We start from the raw sequence: 17,426 nt of genomic DNA, 5'->3' as shown, positions 1-17,426 counted from the left end.
TGAACGAGTCACCCGCGAATAACCAATGACCATCGAATTCCATCTGGCGCCGGCAAGAAAGGAAACCGCCCTCCCCAAAATATCTCACACGGCTCTCGGCCGATATCGCCCGAGGACAGTCATGACTACCCAAAGGCGCGGATGAGATCGACTACGGTCTTCTGCTGCTGGGCAGTGATTTCGGCGAACATCGGCAACGACAGAATGCGGCTCTGATGCAAGTAGGCATTCGGAAACTGCTCGGGACGAAGCTCCAAACGCCGATAGGCTTCCACAAACGGCAACGCAATGGGATAGTTGATGGCGGTTTGCACGCCGTTTCCCTTCAAATGAGCGGCGAGTTCATCGCGCTGCGGATGCTGAATGGTGTAGAGATGATAGACGTGTGTGCGACCAGGAGCGATCTGTGGCACAACAACTTCCTCAATCTGACTGAGACCGGTGTCATAGATCGCCGCAGCAGCCTGGCGGGCTCGTGTCCAACGCGGCAGATGCGGCAGCTTCGCGGATAAAATTGCGGCCTGCAGACCATCCAAACGGCTGTTAATTCCCTCTATCCGATGCTGATGCTTCAGCAGCCCGCCGTGTCGCGCCAGCATCGCCATCCTCTCAGCGAGATCGGAGCGACTGGTGACGATCGCACCGGCATCGCCCATCGCGCCGAGGTTCTTACCTGGATAAAACGAGTATGTCCCAGCATCACCAAAAGTGCCGACCTGCTGGCCTTCGTACCGCGCTAAATGTGCTTGCGCACAGTCCTCGATCACCCACAGGCCGTGCTTACGAGCGATTGCCATGATGGCACCCATGTCAGCGGGTTGGCCGTAAAGATGGACCGGAACGATTCCGACTGTGCGCGGAGTGAGAGCATCTTCAATCGCAGCCGGATCTATGGTGAATGTCTGGGCATCTGTGTCGCAAAACACCACGGTGGCATTGGAATGAGTGATCATGGCCGAAGTGCTGATCCATGAATGTGCGGTCGTGATGACCTCATCCCCCGGCTTTACCTTCAGCGCAGCCATGGCGATGTAGAGTGCATCAGTGCCGTTCGCGCAAGATACACAGTGAGAAGCATCAACAGCATCCGCAAACGCACGCTCGAACGCATCCACATAGGGCCCGCGAATGAACGAACTGTCACGAATGACAGCCGCAATGGCGGCATCGATTTCTGATTTGATGCTTTCGTACTGTAAATGAAGATCGGCGTAGGGCACTGCCATCGGCAGAACTTTCTTTCAGATATCCAATAATGACGCGCTACGGAAGCGGCTGCATACGTCGCGCCGGATTTCCAACATAAGATCCTGATGCTGTGATGTCCTTTGTAACGACGGCACCCGCACCGATTACGACGTCGTCGCAAATTCTGACCGGAAGAATAGTCGCGCCGGATCCGATGGAGACGCGATTTCCGATCGTCGTCGAGCGCCACAACTCTTTGCGACCGCCAGCCGGCCGCCCAGTGGAAAACGTGTCGTTGACAAACATCACCCCGTGACCGATAAAACAGTCATCGCCGATATTGACAAGCTCGCAAACGAAAGCATGAGACTGAACTCGTGTGCGTGCGCCGATGCGCACACTTTTCTGAACCTCGGTGAAGGGGCCGATGAAACAGTCATCCCCAATTTCGCAGCCGTAGAGATTACAAGGTTCTACAATGCTTACACGAGCGCCGAACCGCACATCATCACGCACACATACGCGTCGAATCTCCGGGTCACTCATGGCAACTCTCCAAGGCGACACAACTGCGGAACGAAATTCACCGAAACCTCTTTGCCCGTCTCAATTGACTCATACAACGCGGATATCAGCTCGAGACTTTTGCGGCCCTGTAGACCGTCAACCAGAGCGGAACTCTGATTGTTGAGGCATCTAATGACATGCTCGTAATACGCCTGATGACCAAAGCCGTAAACGTTCGGCGGATTGACGGAAAACTTTTCCATCACGTCTTTGTCTGTTGCAAGTTCTTCTGCAAATTGCCAGTGCCGGATCTTATTGACAGCAAAGCCTGCAATTTCGACAGCTCCTCTTTCCCCCAGTATAGACAACGAGCCTTCTAGATCCTTAGGCCTGATCGCCGTTGTCGCTTCAATAATTCCGAGTGCACCATTCTTGAATCGTAGCGTCGCAACTGCGGTATCTTCGGTCTCGATATTCACCAACGCTGTTGTCGCGCGAGCATGCACGCTGACCACGTCACCAAAAAACCATTCCAGCATATCGACATGATGACTGGCCTGATTGGCCAGAACGCCACCGTCATATGCCCAAGTTCCACGCCATTTATCTTGATCATAGTAGGCTTGATCGCGACACCAGCGCACTCTCACGGTACCTAGCACAAGCCGACCGAACCGACCGGCGTCAAGCGCCTCGCGCGCCTTGATCACGGGTACATTAAATCGATTCTGCTTGACGACGAACAGCTTAACTGCCGCTGCGTCACAGGCACTGATCATAGCATCAGCGTCTTCAAGACGAAGAGCCATCGGCTTCTCGACGATAACGTGCTTGCCCGCTTTGGCCGCGGCAATGACGTGAGCTGGATGCATGCCGCTGGGTGTAAGCACCGACACCGCCTGGATATCATTTTGGGCTAGAAAATCATTGATATCGTAGAATGCCGGCACGCGAAACTTCGCAGCAATTGCGTCGGCGCGTTCACGCACCTCGTCGCAGACTGCAACGAGCTCGGCTCCAGGGATGTGGCCGCCCCCAAGAAGATCTGAGTGGCGCTTCGCAATGCGTCCGCAGCCTAGCAAGCCAAATTTGATCATGCATCACCTTTGCGGTTCGCGCCGAAGAGCGCCCGACGACCTATCCTGGTATCGTGCGTTGTCCCAACGATTGTAGAACCGGCATGATCTGACCGGCCAGCACACCGGATAGCTGAAGCCGCCATCACTTTCAATATCTTGTATGTCCATGACGGAGCGGGAACCACCCGGTCAAGGCTTGCCCTTACCGAAACTTCGTCGCGCGGCGTCAAGCCGTCAGATCACATCTACCGATCGGTCCTTTCTGCGGCTTTGAAGAAAGGACTCCGGCCAATTTGCACCGTCTTGAATACTGGCACTGATCCTTTATGAATGTGAGAACTTACCCTGTGCTCAATCCTTTTGGGATTCGAGAGCGAGTAGACCAGGTGGACGCAAAAAGAGATTCGGAACAGGCGAAGACCCTGGTGATAGGCGCCTCCGGGGTTACTGGTGGTTATATCGTTGAGCACCTCATCCGAGGCGGACAGCGACCGCTTGCTCTCTCCAGGTCCCGGCAAACCAGAGCTGGCATCGACTGGTTTCAAGGGGACCTTGAGAATCCTGAGGCATTCCGCCTTCCCCCATTTGCAACACTATACTGCACCGCAAGTGCGGTCCTGTTGCCGACGGCGCTTCCGTATCTTTTCAATCCCTCATTGAAGCGTGTCGTTGTCTTCAGTTCGACCAGCGTCATAACGAAAATTAATAGCGAAATCGTCTCGGAGCGAGAGACGTTGAAGAAACTCGTTGAGGCAGAGCGAGAAATTGCCGCACTTTGCGATCAAAGCAACATTGCTTGGACGATATTGCGCCCGACGCTGATTTACGCAGAAGGTCGAGATCGCAATATTACGCCGTTATCCAAGCTTATCCGCAGATTTGGCTTTATGCCTATTGTCGGCGGAGGGCCGGGCTTGCGACAACCGGTGCACGCGGAGGATCTAGCGATCGGAGCTATTTCCGCCGCATCCAGTCTGGCCGCAGCCAGAAAGATCTATTCCTTGCCTGGTGGTGAAACCCTTACGTACCGCGAAATGATCGGCCGAATTTTTGATGGGCTGCACGTACCGCGGCGTACTATTTCAATATCGCCTTTTTGGTGGCAGGCGGCCTTTATCGTTGCGAAACCACTTTTTCCCGGCACAAATGCGGCTATGGGCACACGAATGATGAAAGATATGGCCTTCGATTCCACCCCCGCGCGAGAGGATTTCGGTTGGAATCCAAGAATGTTCAATCCAGTTTTTGACTAAGACTGCCCCGATCCTGCAGCGAACTTTTCAGCATGGCTCGATGAATTGTGTTGGCAAAATCCGCCGCAAATGCTGCGACCCGGTACTCCTGATGCGGGACGACGTTACGAACGACTGAGGCTTGGGAATCCTGCGACGCGCCTATGAGGTGATCGGCCAGGGTGACGGGATCGTCGATTCCGAAATAGCGCGCCGCACCGTCGGTCTGCTCGCGGTGCACGTCGAGATCAGACAAAATCAATGGAACACCGAACGATTTAGCCTCTTCGACCGTTGTGCTCCATCCCTCGAATCGAGATGGATTTATCAAGGCAACGGAGTTCCGCAACAGCGCGTATACCTGAGACGGCGGAATCATTCCCAGATGACGAAAAGACTTCTCAAGGCCGTGACTTCGGACCTCGGTCATTACACGATCGAAGTATCCGCGCTCTCGTGGATCTTCGGTGCTGCCTGACGCGCACACGACGATATCGAGCCCACGTTGCGCCAGGATGGTCAGTGCATCGATGACCACTTGGTGGTTCTTGTGCCTGTAGAATTGATTTGGCAGGTAGAAGTATTTTTCGGGCAACTGGTATTGTGCAATTACCTCAGCCGGATTTGCGGTCAAGAGCGCCGGCGATGGCTGAGTCGCGAAACGAACCACACAGACCTCATTCTTGGCTCCGGGATAGAATTTCCTGAAGTCACGATGCGCGCTTTCGCTGCTCAGCATGACGGTCCGCCTGGAGGCGATCTGAATGCGGAAACCGGCCTCGCGACGGCACCGCGACGCCGCCGGAAAAAGCTGAGGCAACCGTCGATGCTGAAAATCGGGAAACCAGGCCACCGTGGGATAGGGCAGACGCCAACCAAAAAAACGTGCGGATTCAAAGACGGCATCGATGCCCTGCGTCCGGAATTCTGCCGCCGCCTCACGGTCCAGTCCCAGCGCAAGCGCTGCAACCAAACCGGCGCGGCGCTCGAAGGCCGGCGACCGCACAACCTCCACGCCGGGTATCGCCGCAAGCGGAGCAAGATCGGCATCGTCGCTACCTGTCCCGGCGAACAGGACGGGAGTGAATTCGCCAGGGTGGAACTTGCTTAGCGCCGCAAAGAGATTGCTTTGATAGTTATAGCCCCCGGCCCAAAGCCGGCGGGGGATATGCGTGAATGCGAGGCGCAGCGGTGCACCCAAGTTCACCGGATCTGATCCTTGAACCACGAAACATACTCCGCAAAGCCCTGTTCAACCGGGATCTTCCAGTCAAAGGGTAGAGCGTGCAGCCTCGCGCTGTCCGCCAGCAGACTTGGCGGATCGCCGGCTCGAACGTTACCGGAATACTTTACCGAGATTCCTCCGCCCCAACTTTCGGTGATTGTCGCGGCAACTTTCGCGACCGTCGTTCCAAGCCCGGATCCGGCGTTGATCACGTGAAAAGCCTCCTGCTGCGGTCTACCGCGAATTTCCGCAAGGAGCCGGACGACGTCGCGGACGTCGGTCCAGTCACGCACCTCCGCGCCCGTCCCACCCAACACCAGGTTCCGCTCACCCGCGTGCAGGCGAGAGCAAATATCCCACGGTAACTGCTTGCGCAAGAATGGCCCGTAAACCGAGAACAACCGCATAACCGTACTACGCAAGCCGAAGGTGACGGCGTAGCTGCGGCACAGTTGCTCCATCATGAGCTTGTGCTGCCCATAGGGCGACATCGGAAGCAGCTCGGCGTCCTCGGCAATCGCGCCTTCATGACCTGCGCCATAGACCGCCGCGCTCGACGCGACGATCAAGCGACAATCCCTGGCGGAACCCCGGAGCCACTCCAGCAATCGGGCCGTGCTCGCAACGGTGCGCGAGAAGTCCTCAAACGGCTGAGCGATCGACAACCCGACCGAAGATCCGCCGGCCAGATGAAAAATCGTCGATGGTATTCCGGACCGTTCCGCAAGCGCATTGAGATTGGCCGCGTCGATCTCGCCGTTCAACCAATGCTCCAAGCCGATGCGATGCATTTCGGCGTCTCCGATCGCGCCGTGGCCGATGCCATGAACGCGCGTGCCTCGATCAGCCAGCACCCGAACGAGATGCCGGCCGATGAAGCCGTTGGCGCCGGTAACCCACATGTTCATGGCTGAGCCTTGTGACAGACAAACGAATAGAGCCGGCCGGGCCGGTGGTCAAAGCGCTCTGCCATCGAAAGCAGCGACATGAAAACGCCCTTGGAAGCAAGCGCGGCGCGCCACAGAGGCTTCACCGGAATCTTGCTGGTCAATCTTTCCACGACAGCCGTTCGCAGCGTCTCGATCGTATAGGGAAACAGATTGATCGGACTCTTCAGCGGCGTAAGCACCTCGATCGCGGAAAATCCCGCAGCCCTGAGCGCGCCGATATATCGATCGAGAAGAAATGCATGCTCGCCGCCATAGAGGTGATGCAGGGGATGCTGATCGAGGAATGCGCCGAGGTCACTTTTCTTGCTGATCACGTGTTCGCGCGCGGCGATCAGCATTCCGCCGGGGCGAAGCACGCGGAACATTTCCCGGCAGGCGTCGTCGAGATCGCGCATATGGTGCAGCACCGCCCGCGCGAACACGACATCGAATGTGCCGTCAGCGAACGGCAGCCGCTCGGAGAATTCCTCAACCACCTTGATCGGCAGGCGAGCCTCTGCGGCGAGACCCCGGATTGCCGCCGTCCCGACCACGGCACTGGGATCAGGCTCGAGCGCAGTGACCGCAAATCCGCTCCGCGCCAGCGCGTAGGTGGCAATTCCGCGCCCGGCACCGACGTCAAGCGCCTTGCCGGTGCGGTCTCGAAGAAGCTTTGATACCGCCTGCCATTCGGCACTGGCAAAATAGCGCTCGGCGGCAGCGATCAGAGGATCATCATAGAAAGCGTCGAGCACCAGCTGGCGCCGGTCCGGCTGGTTGCGAAGCCAGATCACGGCATCTTCCCACGTCGTGAATTTTTGTTCACCTTTCATCGGGCGGGATCTCCCTGATGAACACGGCCGGATTTCCCGCAACGATGGAAAAGGCCGGGACATCCTTGGTGACGACCGCGCCGGCGGCCACAACGCCGCCCTCGCCCACTGTGACCCCACGCAAGACCATTGCACCGGCACCAATCCAGGCATCGTCGCAAATCTTTACCGGGCTCTCGTCGAGCGAGATTTCGCGCGGATGGCCACAGGTGAAGATTTCCCTGATTTGCTGGTGTCGCGCCGCCGCTCCCAGCGGATGGGTAAGGTTGTCAAAAATATTTGCATTGTGCGAGATCAGAACGCGATTTCCAATGACGATGGAGGCGGCCGACCAGATCCTGGTCCCTTCTCCCACATAGCACCATTCGCCGATCTTGATCTCGCCGCCATGCGCGAACGTCAAAAGCTCGCCCAGGATGCGGCTGCGCCGGCCGACAACGATCTTGTCGGCGTCGCCCCGGATGTTTCTGATCCTTGCACTGGAGCCGAGCACGGCATCGAGCTGCAACCGGCAGGTCGCGCGCCTCATAAGCCGCTGGATCAGGTAATCGACATTCATGCCGTCAGCCGGAGGCACGCCACGGCGCGCGAGGATGCCGCCAGGTCGTCGCTCCATCCCTTGCCAGTATGAACATCATAGACGGTTGCGTTGGCCAGCGTATGGGCGGTCTGCCGGGACCAGCCGTCGCGCGAGTAGCCGAAATAGTCGATCTGGTGCGACGTCGGGCCAAAGGTCTCTACGATCTTCTCGACCATGGCCAGGTCGAAAACCTGGTACCAGCCAAGATTGTCCTGTTTGCCGAATGGCACCGAGATGAAGCAATTGCCGCCGGGCTTGAGAATGCGCTTGAATTCCTTCACGGCCGGAACGAAGCCATTTTCATCGGATTCCGCATCTTCCGGATTACCGGTGTAGAGCATCGTGTTGTCCAAGCCGATGTGCTCGATCGTCGAAATGCTGGCAACCGTGTCGAATACATGATCGGAAAATATTGTATTTCTGAGATCGCCGAACACATACGAATAGCCGTCATGCCAATAGCAGCGCTTTTCCGGCGCCAGCGTCATGATCGTGAGGTCGGCGCCCCGCAGCGGAGGCCGCTGCAGGAGAAAGTCGTGATTGAAAGTCGAACCGGCATCGAGCATCTTGCCGACATGGGTCAGCCGCGAAAACAGCCAGGGATACTCCACCACCCTTTCGTCCATTGCGACGCCATAGGAAGGCGGCAGGTCTTTCCCGTCGCGAAGCAGGCCACTGTCGATTGCTGACATGATGATCCCGCGCTTCACCGTCTGGTAACCCGGACTGAAGGGCCGTGGCCGCATCTTGAAGACCGGCACAGCCGCCCCGTCGAGCAGCCATTTCACCCCTTGAACCAGATTGTCCGTACGCATCATCGACGCCCGATCACCCGCGCTACCTATTCGCCCCGTGAACGCTCTAGCACGGCTAAATCCGCGCGACGAGATCGGCAAAGTGCTTCCATTGAGAAGCCTTGCTGTAGGCCTGCGAGACCAGGTTCCTGCCCCGCCCGGCCATTTCGGCCGATTCCGGCCATTGTTGCAGGCAACTTGAAATGATTTCAGTGGCCTGCTCCGGCGAGTCGTAGGTTTCGATAGTCACGCCCGGCTGCATTCCGTCCGGATAGCCTCCAGCGTCGGACGCCAGCAACGCGCCGCACCCCATGGCCTCAAAGCAGCGCATGTTTCCCCGATCCGTGCCGGCCATGTCGATGGCGCCGTTGAGTACGATTTTTGAGGAACCGATGAGTTCGTAAAGCTCTCTCCCGAACACCGGGGGCTTGGCGATCCCTGCGATGGCATCGGGACGGCGGTGCTTTCGTAATGGCAGCCAGGCGCCGATCGCGCTTTCCGCGAGCAATGTCAGCCGCGAAGCGTCGAGGCAATACACAATACGGCGGCTACCGGCCAGGCTAGCCACCTGTTCGAGCACCTTCGCGCGCGCTGTATGGTGTCGCGAATAGCCGCCGACAAAAAGCACATCGATCGGCCGATCACCGTGACCATACTCGTCCATGACAGGGTCCAGCGCGGGAAAGAACAGTTCGGCACGACAGCCCATGCGCCGCCAGGATTCGAGGATTGACGGAAAGTTTCCGAGCACCGCGCCATAGGCGGTCAGGTCGGCATTTCCTGACGGCGCAGCGCGCCAGCAAAACGTCTTCCTCACGCAGCCGGGCAGTTTGCCGACGAACGCACTGGGATATCGCACGGGATCGAGGTTGTAGAAAATTTCCGTCCGGTGATGCTCGATCTGGGCGAGCAAGATGGCTTCAAGCGTCGGCTTGCCCGCAATCCCCTGCTCACGCGCCCAACGGCGCTGCAGGATTTCGTCGTCGCCATTGGTGAAGAACGCCTCGGGAACTCCATCAAGCACCGGCTTGAGAAAATGCAGCGCGCCGAAGCGGTCATCCAGGAAGATGCGACGCCGCGCTTCGAAGCTTGATGCTTTCGCCGCGAGCTGGTTCAGGCGAACGAGATAGGACGGGTAGATTCCGCTGTTTTGAAACAGGCGCATCGCTCACGCAAACCTTGCCAGCATCCATTTCATGTTGAGATACGGCCAGATCCGACCGACCGTCTCCCAGTCCCATTTCTTCGAGGAAGTCAGATGGCTGACCGTCCGGCGTAAGCTTTCTTCGTCAACCAGCTCGGCGAACGCCGGCACCTTTCGATCGAGCAGACCGGCAGTCCAGCCGGCAAGAGGCTCGTTCAGCCACTCTGGCATCGGCGAATTGAAACCGACCTTCCTGCGTCCCATGCGAATGGATTCCGGCATCAAATTGGCCATGGCCTGCCGCGCGATGACCTTGGAATATCCATTCGATGACTTGCTGCTTTCCGGCAGCGCCATCGTATAGGTCACCAGACGCCAGTCCATGAACGGCATCCGGACCTCGACGCCGTGAGCCATCGACAAGCGATCGAAGTTTCGCAGGATCGTCGGCAACACAGTGCCATGGAACATGCGATAGAGGCGCCGGTTCAACGCGCCCCATTCACGCGGCAACACGTCGTCGTCGCTGACCAGCGGCAGTGGAGGCGGAACATCGAGCAGACCACCGCGCAGAAAATAATGCCCCTGGCGCCTGATCATCAGCGCGCGAAGTAGATCGACGCCTCGCCTGGCCAGTGCCGAGTTCGAGCCAAGCGCGGCAGCCGCATTACGCAACCGGAACGCTCCCGATTGTCCCTCCTGGAGATAGGCCCCCATCAGTTCGTCCGCGCCGTGGCCATCCAGTGACACCGTCACGTTGTGCTGCCGGAGTTCTCGATAGATCAACCAGGCTGCGCTTGGAAGCCCGATATAGACGTCATCATTGTCATCGAGAATTCGATCGAGTTCCGTCAACGCATCGGCGCGGCCGATCTCGAGGAATGTCGGCGCAACATCCGCCCAGGCCGCGGCCTCCTCGGCCATCGGCCGCTCATCGTTGGAGGCACCGGGAAACGTCGCCACAAAGGCGTGGCGCCAGGAGCTGCTGTCCCGCGGACCCATGCCGGCCTTTTCGTGCGCCGCCATGGTGCAGATCACGGCCGACGAATCGAACCCGCCCGACAGACAGGTCCCGATCGGCACGTCGCTGCGCATCCGAAGCGCGACGGCATCTTGGAAAAGTTCTCGAAAACGCTCCACGCGTTCGGCCTCGGTGTCCGGGATCGCCGGCAGATGATCCACCGTCTTCCACCAGCGCCGGATTTCCACCCTTCCCCGACGCAACCACATGCAATGACCGCCCTGCAGGCGGCGCACCTCCCGGCAAAGGGTCCGCTCGCTTCCCTCGATCCCGAAGGCATCGAGCATGAGCCGTCGCGCCACATCGATATCCGGCGACACGTTGATCAGGCCGCTCCGGACCAATGCGCGCTGCTCGGATGCAAAGACAAAGCGCTCCGGTGTCAACGCATACAATAGCGGCTTGATGCCGAAGCGGTCACGCGCCAGAAACAACTCTTCGGTTTGCGTATCGAAGATCGCCAGCGCCCACATTCCATTGAAGCGCGTCAGCATGCCTTCTTGCCAGACTCGCCAGGCGGCCAAAATGACCTCCGTGTCGGACTGACTGCGAAAGATCGCGCCCTGCGCCTCGAGTTCGCGCCGCAGCTCGAGGAAGTTGTAGATTTCGCCGTTGTACACGATCACATGGCGGCCGTCGGCGGAAGCCATCGGCTGATAGCCGCCCTCCCCGGGATCGATAATCGCGAGCCTGCGGTGACCAAACGCCAGGTCCCGGTTTTCACTGAACCAGATTCCCTCGCCGAAGGGTCCGCGATGCGCGACCAGGTTCGTCAGCCGCGAGATTTCCGCCGGGTCGACCGCGTGCCCGCGGAGATTCATGATACCTGCTATTCCGCACATTTCTCAGATCGCCTTAAGCGGCAGGAAACGACCGGCGATGACGCGGAGATCACGCCAGCAGGCAGCCCCGTAGGGGCCGACCTGCGAAACCGCGACCGCGACGACGAAGACGATACCGGCCGCCAGCAAATAGACGCCCACCACGTACCACCAGCCAAGAGCCTGGTCGAGTTGCGCTACGCGGAAGCCATACCGCAACGCCAGCGCCGTCGCTATGCCGGCACCAAGCGGCATCAATACGAAGTGGACCAGACGCGACCACATGCCGGTGAGGCTGAAACCCCGCCGCAGCAGGATCATGGTGGTGACCATTTGGGCGATCATGCCGCAGCACGCGCTCCATCCCGCCGCCTGCCATCCGAAATACGGCAACGCGATCGCACTGGTCGCCAGCGTGAACACGCCCGTAAGCAGGGAGATCAAGGCATTCGAGTTCGAACGTCCCTGCGCCAGAAGATAGAATGCAAAGACGTTCGTACTCGATCCGAGTATGCCGGCGATCGACAGTATCACCAGCACATTCTGGGCTTCGGCCGCCACTTCGGCGCCGGTCCATAGATGAAGCAGCGGGCCGGCGACGGGGATCAAGCCGCCAAGCGCGCTTGCGGCGAGCACGTTGAGGATCCAGGAAGAGCGGAACAAAAGATCGGCCTTGCGATCGTCAGCCTCCTTTTGCAGGGTGCTGAAGAACGGGAACAGTATTTCGCCGACCTTTAGAACGCCGATATACATCGCCTCTTCCAGCCGCTGCGCGATCGTATAAAACCCGACGAACTGTGGCTGCAGCAAAGCTCCGAGCAAGTAGCGGTCCGCCTGTCCGGCGATAAGCGCGCCGCCCTGTGCGGCAAATTGCCAACCGCCGAGCTTGACCAGCTTACCGAGAGCCCCACGATGAATCGCCGGGCGTGCCAGCCAATCGCCGATGACGTGTCGAGACAAACCCAGAGCCAGAAGCAGGCTCGTTGCATATCCCAGCGCCTGACAGCCAAGAAACGTCGAGGCCTGGGGCCAGAGCGGAATGAACAACAGCATGGACGCCGTCGCGACCACGGTGCTGATGATGCTGATCGAGGCAACCCGCCGGTAATCCTGACGTGCTGTGAACAGGGCCAGGAACACGGCGGAAAGGCATTGGCACAGCCATCCGGCACTGGCCATCGCAAACGCTAATCCGAGATCATCGCCGGACGGCCCGCTCAAGTGGAATCCGAGGCGCGCCAGCGGCGCCCCGGCCAGAGCGAAAAAGATCACGATCAAGCCGCCCGCGCCAAGCGCCAGCATCAGTGCCGTGGCGAAGAAGCCCCGCGCATCGGCACGCTCCGACGGGCCCAATCGTTGGCCGAGTTCTCGCGTCGTCGACAATGCAAGCGCGTTGCTGAATGCCAGCGCAGGTGCAACACATGCCGTAACCAGACCTGCAACGCCGAACGCGGCCACGCCGAGGCGGAAGACCACGAACGGCAGGACAACGAGATTGAGCGCCACGGCCACCACAAAGGCGATCGCGTTCCAGGCAGAGTTACCAAGCAAATCGGTGGAAGGTCTTCTCAGCGCCATATCAGCTTCTGGCTACCACGAATTGCTTCGATTGCTCGTCAGTTGGACCGCCGGTACCCGCCTTACGAAGCAACCCGATCGGTACGATCAGAAGGCGATTTAGAGTCAGCGGGCTAGCAGTAACAGCAGCGGATGTCGATAGTCACCGGGAGCTCGGCGGGCATCGTCGGATACGTGATAGGCTTTTATTCCGCTCTTACGAGCGGCCGATCACCCGAGGCCTCGTGCGATTGTGTCACTGATCTCAACTGCACCCACTGGACCGAAAGGTGGCTCGGCAACCGCTTAGCGGCCTCGCTTGGGCAGTGATGCACGCCGTGGGTCTGGCGTGCAGTAGGCAGCGCGGACAAAGGTTCTCCAACAGGCGGATGGGCTTCGTCCGGCCGGGCGGGCCCGCAATTTCTCCCAACCCACGTCCGGGTGCCGATGGCCAAAGCTGGCGCGATGAACCGACCTTGGCGCAGTCCAATGATCGAGCGCTACCATTGGATAATCGAGTGGCCGAAAAGAAGGCCATTGAAATGGCGCTCCGCCAGTCTATGGGCTGGAAGCCCACGTCGCTCGATGCGTAGGCTCTTGCAGGACCGCGTTTCCGGTCCCACACCGGGCCCCACTCCGGACCCGGACGGGACTGACCGCCCGTCGGATGCCGAACAAGCAGTTGGAAATCGGCGCCGGATTTGTTTAAGTCCGACCGGGCTGCTTCTTCCCACCGCGAAAATCCAAAAAAGACAAGGTTTCTCAATGCCTTTCCCACGCGCTTCGCAAGCCCTGTCCCGTTTCACCGTGCTCGATCTGACCCGCGTTCGCTCCGGGCCCACCTGTGTGCGGCAACTGGCGGACTGGGGTGCCAACGTCATCAAGATCGACGCGCTGCTGGAGGACGGTGGCGGCGAGCAGCCGGGTGGCCCGCGCCAGGGCTCGGACTTCCAGAATTTGCACCGCAACAAGCGGGCCATGACGCTGAACCTGAAGGACCCCAAGGGCCTCGAAGTTTTCAAGCGGCTGGCGGAACAGGCCGACGTCGTGGTCGAAAATTTTCGCCCTGACGTGAAAGCAAAGCTCGGCATCGACTATGAGAGCCTGCGCAAGGTCAACCCGCGCATCGTCTATGGCAGCATCTCCGGCTTCGGCCAGGACGGCCCCTACCACAAGCGGCCGGGCTTCGATCAGATCGCGCAAGGCATGGGCGGGCTGATGTCGATCACCGGCGCGCCCGGCCAGGGCCCAATGCGAGTCGGCATCCCCGTCGCCGACCTCACCGCCGGGCTGTTCTGTGCGCTTGGCATTCTCACCGCGCTGCTTGAGCGCGACGTCTCCGGCGAGGGCCAATGGGTGCAGACCTCGCTGTTGCAGGCGCAGATCTTCATGCTGGATTTCCAGGCCTCGCGCTGGCTGATGGAAAAGGACGTCGCCAAGCAGGCGGGCAACAACCATCCGACCTCGATCCCGACCGGCGTCTTCAAGACCTCCGACGGCTATATCAACATCGCCACGACCGGCGGGCGGATCTGGGAACGCTGCGCGCAGGCGATCGGCGCGCCCGAGCTCGTCACCAATCCCGATTACGCGACCGCGCCTGCGCGCTCGAAGAACCGCGACGCACTGAACGCAGCGATCGGCAAGCTCACCGAGAAGAAATCGACGGAAACCTGGGTCAGGGAATTGAACGAGGCCGGCGTGCCCTGCGGCCCGATCTATTCGATCGACCAGATGTTCGACGACGCCCAGGTCAAGCACCTCGGCATCGCCCAGCACGTGCCGAACGACGAGAACCGCCACATCCAGCTCGTCGGCCAGCCGGTGTCGCTGTCGCGCACGCCAAGCAAGATGGCCGCGCGGCCGCCGGAATTCGGCGAGCAGACCGAAGAGGTGCTCGCGGAATTCGGCTTCGGCAAGGAAGAGATCGCCGAATTGCGCCAGCGCAAGGTGGTGTGAGCCCAGCCCTCCGTCATTGCCTGCGACAAACGCGGAGCGTTTGCGCTAGGGAGCGAAAGCGACGAAGCTAGCGCCGCAAGCGGACATATGGATTGCTTCGCTTCGCTCGCAATGACGATGTTGATCGCCTTACTTCAGCGCCGCCGTTGCAAGCGCGTGCTCGACGCAATTGCTCACATGGGCGCGCAGCGTTTCAGCCGCCGTCGCGGCGTCGCGCTTCAGCGCGGCCTCTAGCAGCGCCTCGTGCTGGGCGGCGGGCTCGCTGCCGCGGTAGCTGAACGCTATCATCTGGTAGCGGAAATATTTGTCGAACACCAAGGCATGCGTCACCATCAGCATGCGCGAACCGCAATTGGAGATCAGCGCCTGATGGAATTCGCCGTCATAGCGCTTCCACTGCTCGAGCTCGCCGAGGCCGGTCTCCATCAGCCGCTCGGTTGACGCCAGCTTGTGATGGGCGGAGACCACGCGCCCTTCCCACTCGACATCGGCATTGGCGAACGATACGCCCATTGCATGCTGCTCCAGCAGCAGCCGAAGCTCCGCAAGCTCCCGCAAGTTCTCGGCCGAGATCGGCGCTACCTCAAAACCCCGCCTGCCCTCGGCCAGCACAAAACCCTCCGCTGCCAGCCGGTTGAGGATTTCGCGCAGCGTAGAGACGCTGACGCCATAGTCCTCTTTGAGACCTTCCAGCCTGAGCTTCTGCCCCGGGCGCAGCCGGCCGAACACAATGTCGGTGCGGATGCGGCGATAGCCGTCATCGCCGACTGCTTCCTGCTCTTCCGTTCGCTCGACCAGTGTCATTGCTAATCCATGCGTCAGGCAGCCAACCGGCAAGTGCCATGTTAGCCGATTCCGCTCAAGCGCCACCATTCGTCCTGTATAGTCTATTTCATATGATGATTCTAAAATTATATTTTGACTTTGGTTTTATCATATGAATACTCCCTTCACCGCGACATCCAGAAGATCGCGAACCAACGGGGAGAAACCGCCATGCGGATCGGATTGCTGTGCGCTGCTGTCAGCGTTTGCGCGCTTTTGGGGACACCGGCTGCCGCCCAGGTGCAGGAACGCACCATCCGCTGGGGCCATCTCAACAACGCCGACCACCCGATCAGCTTTGGCGTGAAGAAGCTCGCCGAGGTGCTGGCGGCCAAGAGCGGCGGCAAGCTGAAGATCCGCGAATTTCCGGCTTCGCAACTCGGCAACGAGATGCAGCAGCAGTCGGCGGTGCGCGGTGGCACGCAGGAAATCCTCTCGGCGTCGACGACATCGCTCGCCGGCGTCGTCAAGGATCTCGGCCTGTTCGACTTCCCCTTCACCGTCAGCACGTTCGAGCAGGCGGAGGCGCTGGCGCAGGGTGCGTTCGGAAAGGCCATGCTGGATTTGCTCCCCGAGAAGGAGCTGATCGGTCTCGGCTACTGGGGGCTAGGCTTTCGCAACGCCACCAACAGCAGCCGCCCGATTGCGAAGGTGGAAGATTTTTCCGGCCTCAAGCTGCGCGTGATCCCGAACCCGGTCTATCTCGAGACCTTCAAGGTGCTGAAGGCGAACCCGGTGCCGATGGCGTTCGGCGAATTGTACACCGCGCTGGAAAACAAGACCGTCGACGGCCAGGAAAATCCCTACAGCGTCATCCTGTCCAACAAGTTCTACGAGGTGCAGAAATACGTCTCGGCCACCAACCACACCTTCACCCAGAACGTCATCATCGTCAGCAAGAAGTTCTGGGACGGCCTGTCGGCGGAGGAACAGAAAATGCTGCGCGACAGCTTTGCCGAGACACGCGAGTACCAGCGCGACCAGACCAAGCTCGCCGCGGACAAGGCGCTGGACGAACTGAAGGCCAAGGGCATGAAGTTCAACGAGATCGCGCCGGCCGACTACGCCCGCATGCAAGACGCGACCAAACCTGTCGTCGAAAAATTCTCGGCCGAATATGACCCGGCGCGCGTAAAGCTCTTTACGAGTGAGCTGGCGCGCATCCGCAGCGCCAAGTAAGCCACCATGGGCGCGATCGAGCGGCTGATCGACCTCTACTGCCGGCTGCTCAGGGGCGCGATCGCGATCTGCCTTGCGGCGATGGTCGTGCTGGTCTTCACCAACGTCGTGCTGCGCTATCTCTTCAATTCAGGGATCGCGACCTCTGAAGAACTGTCGCGCTGGCTATTGGTCTGGCTGACCTTCCTCGGCGCCATCGTGGCGCTGCGCCAGCATGCCCATCTCGGCGTCGACGCGCTCGTTCGCGCGCTGCCGCCGCGCGGCAAGCTCGCCTGCTTCGTGCTGAGCTATCTCCTGATGCTCTATGTGGACGCACTGCTGACGCTCGGAAGCTGGAAGCAGGCGGTACTGACCCTCGGCGACAGCGCGCCCGCCTCAGGCATTTCGGTCGGGCTGTTCTTCTATTCCTCCGGGCTCGTGTTCGGCGTTTCGGCGGCAGTGATCCTGATCGTCGATCTGGTGCGGGTGTTGAGCGGATCGGCGTCCGAGGAGGACCTGATCCTGGTGAAGGAAAGCGATGAGCATACCTGATCATCCGTTGACGGCGCGGGGC

Annotated in this window: 17 protein-coding genes; 5 read left to right on the top strand and 12 right to left on the bottom strand. The window is 59.7% G+C overall.

Features of this window, described 5'->3' with window-relative positions:
* Nucleotides 1-125 precede the first annotated feature (125 nt).
* Genes GWE18_RS09095 through GWE18_RS09085 form a run of 3 tightly spaced genes read right to left on the bottom strand, consistent with a single transcriptional unit; the run spans nucleotide 126 to nucleotide 2,792 of the window.
* Complete coding sequence (locus tag GWE18_RS09095) at nucleotides 126-1,226, bottom strand: DegT/DnrJ/EryC1/StrS family aminotransferase (protein ID WP_275185417.1); 1,101 nt, start codon at nucleotides 1,224-1,226, stop codon at nucleotides 126-128.
* A 37-nt stretch (nucleotides 1,227-1,263) separates the two neighbouring features.
* Entirely contained in the window at nucleotides 1,264-1,734 is a 471-nt protein-coding gene (locus tag GWE18_RS09090; RefSeq protein ID WP_275185416.1) for an acyltransferase, read from the bottom strand.
* A complete protein-coding gene (locus tag GWE18_RS09085; RefSeq protein ID WP_275185415.1) occupies nucleotides 1,731-2,792 on the bottom strand; it encodes a Gfo/Idh/MocA family oxidoreductase in 1,062 nt (353 codons plus the stop codon). Before GWE18_RS09085 ends, GWE18_RS09090 begins: the two co-directional genes overlap by 4 nt.
* Nucleotides 2,793-3,160: 368 nt before the next feature.
* On the opposite strand from GWE18_RS09085, the gene GWE18_RS09080 reads away from it, so the two are divergent.
* Nucleotides 3,161-4,027, top strand: a complete 867-nt coding sequence (locus GWE18_RS09080; protein WP_275185414.1) for an epimerase — start codon at nucleotides 3,161-3,163, stop codon at nucleotides 4,025-4,027.
* Here GWE18_RS09080 and GWE18_RS09075 read toward each other — a convergent pair.
* From GWE18_RS09075 to GWE18_RS09050, 6 genes are read right to left on the bottom strand one after another with little or no spacing between them, the layout of a single operon-like run.
* Nucleotides 4,008-5,234, bottom strand: a complete 1,227-nt coding sequence (locus GWE18_RS09075) for a glycosyltransferase family 1 protein (RefSeq protein WP_275185413.1) — start codon at nucleotides 5,232-5,234, stop codon at nucleotides 4,008-4,010. The two genes, GWE18_RS09080 and GWE18_RS09075, sit on opposite strands and share 20 nt — an antisense overlap.
* On the bottom strand, nucleotides 5,210-6,133 hold the full coding sequence (locus GWE18_RS09070) for an NAD-dependent epimerase/dehydratase family protein (protein WP_275185600.1): 924 nt from the start codon (nucleotides 6,131-6,133) through the stop codon (nucleotides 5,210-5,212). The genes GWE18_RS09075 and GWE18_RS09070 overlap by 25 nt, the downstream gene beginning before the upstream one ends.
* A 2-nt stretch (nucleotides 6,134-6,135) precedes the next feature.
* Nucleotides 6,136-6,993, bottom strand: a complete 858-nt coding sequence (locus tag GWE18_RS09065) for a class I SAM-dependent methyltransferase (RefSeq protein ID WP_275185412.1) — start codon at nucleotides 6,991-6,993, stop codon at nucleotides 6,136-6,138.
* Complete coding sequence (locus GWE18_RS09060; RefSeq protein WP_275185411.1) at nucleotides 6,983-7,501, bottom strand: DapH/DapD/GlmU-related protein; 519 nt, start codon at nucleotides 7,499-7,501, stop codon at nucleotides 6,983-6,985. The genes GWE18_RS09065 and GWE18_RS09060 overlap by 11 nt, the downstream gene beginning before the upstream one ends.
* A gap of 47 nt (nucleotides 7,502-7,548) precedes the next feature.
* Nucleotides 7,549-8,388 carry a methyltransferase domain-containing protein gene (locus GWE18_RS09055; protein WP_275185410.1) on the bottom strand — a complete coding sequence of 280 codons (840 nt, stop codon included), beginning with the start codon at nucleotides 8,386-8,388 and terminating at the stop codon, nucleotides 7,549-7,551.
* A 55-nt stretch (nucleotides 8,389-8,443) separates the two neighbouring features.
* Entirely contained in the window at nucleotides 8,444-9,280 is an 837-nt protein-coding gene (locus tag GWE18_RS09050) for a glycosyltransferase (protein WP_275185409.1), read from the bottom strand.
* On the opposite strand from GWE18_RS09050, the gene GWE18_RS09045 reads away from it, so the two are divergent.
* Nucleotides 9,257-9,460, top strand: a complete 204-nt coding sequence (locus GWE18_RS09045; protein WP_275185408.1) for a hypothetical protein — start codon at nucleotides 9,257-9,259, stop codon at nucleotides 9,458-9,460. The genes GWE18_RS09050 and GWE18_RS09045 overlap by 24 nt on opposite strands.
* Before the next feature lie 75 nt (nucleotides 9,461-9,535).
* On the opposite strand, the gene asnB is transcribed toward GWE18_RS09045, so the two are convergent.
* Both asnB and GWE18_RS09035 read right to left on the bottom strand, forming a co-directional pair.
* Nucleotides 9,536-11,374 carry an asparagine synthase (glutamine-hydrolyzing) gene (gene asnB / locus GWE18_RS09040; RefSeq protein ID WP_275185407.1) on the bottom strand — a complete coding sequence of 613 codons (1,839 nt, stop codon included), beginning with the start codon at nucleotides 11,372-11,374 and terminating at the stop codon, nucleotides 9,536-9,538.
* A 3-nt stretch (nucleotides 11,375-11,377) separates the two neighbouring features.
* Complete coding sequence (locus tag GWE18_RS09035; protein WP_275185406.1) at nucleotides 11,378-12,931, bottom strand: oligosaccharide flippase family protein; 1,554 nt, start codon at nucleotides 12,929-12,931, stop codon at nucleotides 11,378-11,380.
* A 744-nt stretch (nucleotides 12,932-13,675) separates the two neighbouring features.
* On the opposite strand from GWE18_RS09035, the gene GWE18_RS09030 reads away from it, so the two are divergent.
* Nucleotides 13,676-14,869: a CoA transferase gene (locus GWE18_RS09030; RefSeq protein WP_275185405.1), complete on the top strand. Its 1,194-nt coding sequence runs from the start codon at nucleotides 13,676-13,678 to the stop codon at nucleotides 14,867-14,869.
* Nucleotides 14,870-14,998: 129 nt separating this feature from the next.
* Here the strand turns inward: GWE18_RS09030 and GWE18_RS09025 are convergent, their stop codons facing one another.
* Nucleotides 14,999-15,673 carry an FCD domain-containing protein gene (locus GWE18_RS09025; protein ID WP_275185404.1) on the bottom strand — a complete coding sequence of 225 codons (675 nt, stop codon included), beginning with the start codon at nucleotides 15,671-15,673 and terminating at the stop codon, nucleotides 14,999-15,001.
* A 192-nt stretch (nucleotides 15,674-15,865) separates the two neighbouring features.
* Here GWE18_RS09025 and GWE18_RS09020 point away from each other — a divergent pair, with 192 nt between their 5' ends.
* Entirely contained in the window at nucleotides 15,866-16,873 is a 1,008-nt protein-coding gene (locus GWE18_RS09020) for a TRAP transporter substrate-binding protein (protein ID WP_275185403.1), read from the top strand.
* A 6-nt stretch (nucleotides 16,874-16,879) separates the two neighbouring features.
* Nucleotides 16,880-17,404: a TRAP transporter small permease gene (locus tag GWE18_RS09015; protein ID WP_275185402.1), complete on the top strand. Its 525-nt coding sequence runs from the start codon at nucleotides 16,880-16,882 to the stop codon at nucleotides 17,402-17,404.
* The last annotated feature ends 22 nt before the right edge of the window (nucleotides 17,405-17,426 follow it).

The sequence above is a fragment of the Bradyrhizobium sp. CSA112 genome (assembly GCF_029051645.1).
Classification (GTDB): Bacteria; Pseudomonadota; Alphaproteobacteria; order Rhizobiales; family Xanthobacteraceae; genus Bradyrhizobium.
This window is presented reverse-complemented; position numbering and strand designations above follow the sequence as displayed.

What these genes read in the sequence shown, in the direction of transcription:
- GWE18_RS09055 (WP_275185410.1), bottom strand. Translation starts at nt 8,388, where the DNA reads ATGCGTACGGACAATCTGGTTCAAGGGGTGAAATGGCTGCTCGACGGG.
- GWE18_RS09035 (WP_275185406.1), bottom strand. Translation starts at nt 12,931, where the DNA reads ATGGCGCTGAGAAGACCTTCCACCGATTTGCTTGGTAACTCTGCCTGG.
- GWE18_RS09020 (WP_275185403.1), top strand. Translation starts at nt 15,866, where the DNA reads ATGCGGATCGGATTGCTGTGCGCTGCTGTCAGCGTTTGCGCGCTTTTG.
- GWE18_RS09085 (WP_275185415.1), bottom strand. Translation starts at nt 2,792, where the DNA reads ATGATCAAATTTGGCTTGCTAGGCTGCGGACGCATTGCGAAGCGCCAC.
- GWE18_RS09095 (WP_275185417.1), bottom strand. Translation starts at nt 1,226, where the DNA reads ATGGCAGTGCCCTACGCCGATCTTCATTTACAGTACGAAAGCATCAAA.
- GWE18_RS09015 (WP_275185402.1), top strand. Translation starts at nt 16,880, where the DNA reads ATGGGCGCGATCGAGCGGCTGATCGACCTCTACTGCCGGCTGCTCAGG.
- GWE18_RS09070 (WP_275185600.1), bottom strand. Translation starts at nt 6,133, where the DNA reads ATGTGGGTTACCGGCGCCAACGGCTTCATCGGCCGGCATCTCGTTCGG.
- GWE18_RS09030 (WP_275185405.1), top strand. Translation starts at nt 13,676, where the DNA reads ATGCCTTTCCCACGCGCTTCGCAAGCCCTGTCCCGTTTCACCGTGCTC.
- GWE18_RS09065 (WP_275185412.1), bottom strand. Translation starts at nt 6,993, where the DNA reads ATGAAAGGTGAACAAAAATTCACGACGTGGGAAGATGCCGTGATCTGG.
- GWE18_RS09090 (WP_275185416.1), bottom strand. Translation starts at nt 1,734, where the DNA reads ATGAGTGACCCGGAGATTCGACGCGTATGTGTGCGTGATGATGTGCGG.
- asnB (WP_275185407.1), bottom strand. Translation starts at nt 11,374, where the DNA reads ATGTGCGGAATAGCAGGTATCATGAATCTCCGCGGGCACGCGGTCGAC.
- GWE18_RS09025 (WP_275185404.1), bottom strand. Translation starts at nt 15,673, where the DNA reads ATGACACTGGTCGAGCGAACGGAAGAGCAGGAAGCAGTCGGCGATGAC.